This is a genomic window from Muribaculum sp. (genome assembly GCF_029051885.1).
In the GTDB taxonomy this organism is placed as follows: Bacteria; Bacteroidota; Bacteroidia; order Bacteroidales; family Muribaculaceae; genus Muribaculum.
On the sequence record NZ_JAIDKI010000013.1, the window covers coordinates 1 to 2,946 of the forward strand.

The 2,946-nt window shown below is 49.3% G+C and carries 2 protein-coding genes; both read left to right on the forward strand.

Annotated features, from left to right (window positions below; all coding sequences use genetic code 11):
* The first annotated feature begins 418 nt into the window (after positions 1 to 418).
* Positions 419 to 2,275 (forward strand): methylmalonyl-CoA mutase small subunit, encoded by a 1,857-nt coding sequence (mutA, locus tag K2I50_RS00540; protein ID WP_301024305.1) that lies wholly within the window; start codon positions 419 to 421, stop codon positions 2,273 to 2,275.
* Positions 2,276 to 2,293: 18 nt separating this feature from the next.
* Positions 2,294 to 2,946, forward strand: a 653-nt coding sequence (locus K2I50_RS00545; RefSeq protein WP_301024306.1) for a methylmalonyl-CoA mutase family protein, incomplete at its 3' end; no start/stop codon positions are given.

A 2,946-nucleotide genomic window follows, 5' to 3' on the forward strand; every position in this document is an offset into this window, starting at 1 on the left:
TTAGTGAAAAGGGCAAGGAGGTCATAGAGACCGTAAAAGAAAAGGCCGAGGAATTTATCAAGGATAAATTTGGCAAATGATATCAATTGATTATAAAAGCGTCGCAGACTTGGTGGTCTGTGGCGCTTTTTGTGCTCTGTTTCTCAGTTGCATACATGAAGTGCGTTTCTTTATTGCATGTCATAGATTGCCATAATGTACACGACCTTGTCGGCAACATTTATTCTTAAAAGATGGCTTAATGAATGTATAATTATGGAAATTTTTCCGTGATTTGTTGGGAGAATTGACGGGAGTTAGTAACTTTGCCTTATATGACATATATGTGTGCGTGGATTGCATGTATCATAGGTAGCCGCGTATGCCATATGTTGCCGACATGACATTTTAATCTAAATTTTAAATATTAACCTCAACCATGGCAGACAATAAAGAAAAGTTGTTCGACATGTTTCCTGAGTGCTCCTACGACCAGTGGAGAGCCAAAGTGGAGGCCGACCTTAAGGGTGCCGACTTCAATAAGAAACTTGTTTGGCGCACCAACGAAGGCTTCAATGTAGAGCCCGTTTACCGTGCCGAGAACATTGCCGATTTTAAGACCACGGATTCGCTTCCTGGTGAATATCCTTATCTTCGCGGCACACGTACAGATAACGACTGGAAAGTGCGTCAGGAGATACTTGAAGACACAATCGAGGGTGCTAATGCCGCTGCGCTCGATGTGCTCGGAAAGGGCGTTAACTCTCTTGGATTCAATGTTTCTCTGACTACTCCTGAAGAAGTAGGCCGACTTCTTGCCGGTATTGACCTCAAAAGCGTTGAAATCAATTTCCAGACATGCCCTCGCCATGCTGTAGAGCTGGCCGGCGTTCTCGTGGAATATCTCCGCCGCAGTGGCGAATTGACCGTATTCAACGGCTCTATCGATTTCAACCCGATGCGTCGTGCGTTGAAACACGGAACAGAGTTCCCCGGCGATATCAAGGCTATTGCCCTCGAACTGCTGGAGACTGTAAAGCCTGTCGACAACCTTCAGATTTTCGCTGTCGACAGCTTTATGCTGTGTAACGCCGGTGCATATATCTATCAGGAGCTCGGATATGCTCTGTCATGGGGTGCCGAGTGGATGACTATGCTCACTGATGCAGGTGTAAAGGCCGACATCGTGGCAAAGCGCATCAAATTCAATATGGGCGTAAGTTCCAATTATTTTATGGAAATCGCCAAGTTCCGCGCTGCCCGTATGTTGTGGGCTCAGATTGTTGAGCAGTACAAGCCCGACTCAAAGCAGAGCGCCAAGATGCTCGTGCACGCGATCACATCGCGCTTTAACCAGACTATATATGATGCCCATGTAAATCTCCTCCGTTCGCAGACCGAGTCAATGTCTGCGGCTCTTGCCGGTGTCGACTCGATTACTACCACACCTTTTGACGCTCCTTACAAGAAGCCTGATGCATTCTCTGAACGCATTGCCCGCAATCAGCAGCACCTGCTGAAGGAAGAGAGCCATCTCGATAAGGTAATCGACCCTGCCGGAGGTAGCTATTATGTGGAGACTCTTACTCTGTCTATCGCTCAGCAGGCATGGAAACAGTTCCTCGATGTAGAAGAGAAGGGTGGATTCCTTGCATGCATCAATGATGGCACTGTACAGGCTGCGGTTAATGAGAGCAACGCAAAACGTCACACTGATGTTGCCCGTCGTAAAGAAATACTGCTTGGCACCAACCAGTATCCTAATATCAATGAGACTGCCGCCGGCAAAATTGAAACCACCGGGGCTGCTTGCGGATGTCATCATGGCGACCACGACCATTGCGACGACAAGGGTGGCCTTAATATGAGCCGTGCAGCAAGCGACTTCGAGACACTGCGTCTGGCTACTGAGGCAGCCGCTGAGCGTCCGAAAGTATTCATGCTTACTATCGGCAACCTTGCTATGCGACTTGCCCGTGCTCAGTTCTCTACCAATTTCTTCGGCTGCGCAGGCTACGAGATTATCGACAATCTTGGCTTCGATACAGTAGAGATGGGTGTTGAGGCTGCAATTGAGAAGGGCGCCGACGTAGTTGTGCTTTGCTCGAGCGATGACGAATATGCCGACTTCGCTCCCAAGGCCAAGGAGGCTCTTGCCGGTCGTGCTATTCTTGTTGTTGCCGGTGCTCCCGCATGCATGGACGACCTCAAGGCCGCAGGTATCAACGACTTCATCCACGTGCGTTGCAATGTTCTTGATACTCTCCGCGATTTCAACTCCCGTCTGCTCAAATAATCCAACACGCCAACAAAAATGAAACCAGATTTCAAAACCATAGATATTGCCAAAGACGCATTCGGCACCAATCATGTTGCCGTGGCACACGGAGAGGACTGGATTACCCCGGAACTTATTTCCGTAAAGAACGTCTATACAAAGCAGGACCTTGAGGGACTGGAACACCTCAACTATATGTCGGGTATCCCCCCGTTCCTGCGTGGTCCGTACAGCGCTATGTATCCCCTGCGCCCCTGGACTATCCGTCAGTATGCAGGCTTCTCTACCGCAGCTGAGTCAAATGCTTTCTATCGCCGCAACCTTGCGTCGGGACAGAAAGGTCTTTCTGTAGCATTCGACCTCGCCACACACCGTGGATATGACGCTGACCATCCCCGCGTTGTGGGTGACGTCGGTAAGGCTGGTGTGTCAATCTGCTCGCTCGACGACATGAAAGTGCTCTTCGACGGTATTCCTCTTAACAAGATGTCTGTGTCAATGACCATGAACGGTGCTGTGCTTCCTGTGCTCGCCTTCTATATCAACGCAGGTCTGGAGCAGGGTGCCAAACTTGAAGAGATGGCCGGAACTATCCAGAACGATATCCTCAAGGAGTTCATGGTGCGCAACACCTATATCTATCCGCCGGAATTCTCGATGCGCATTATCGCCGATATCTTCGAGTATAC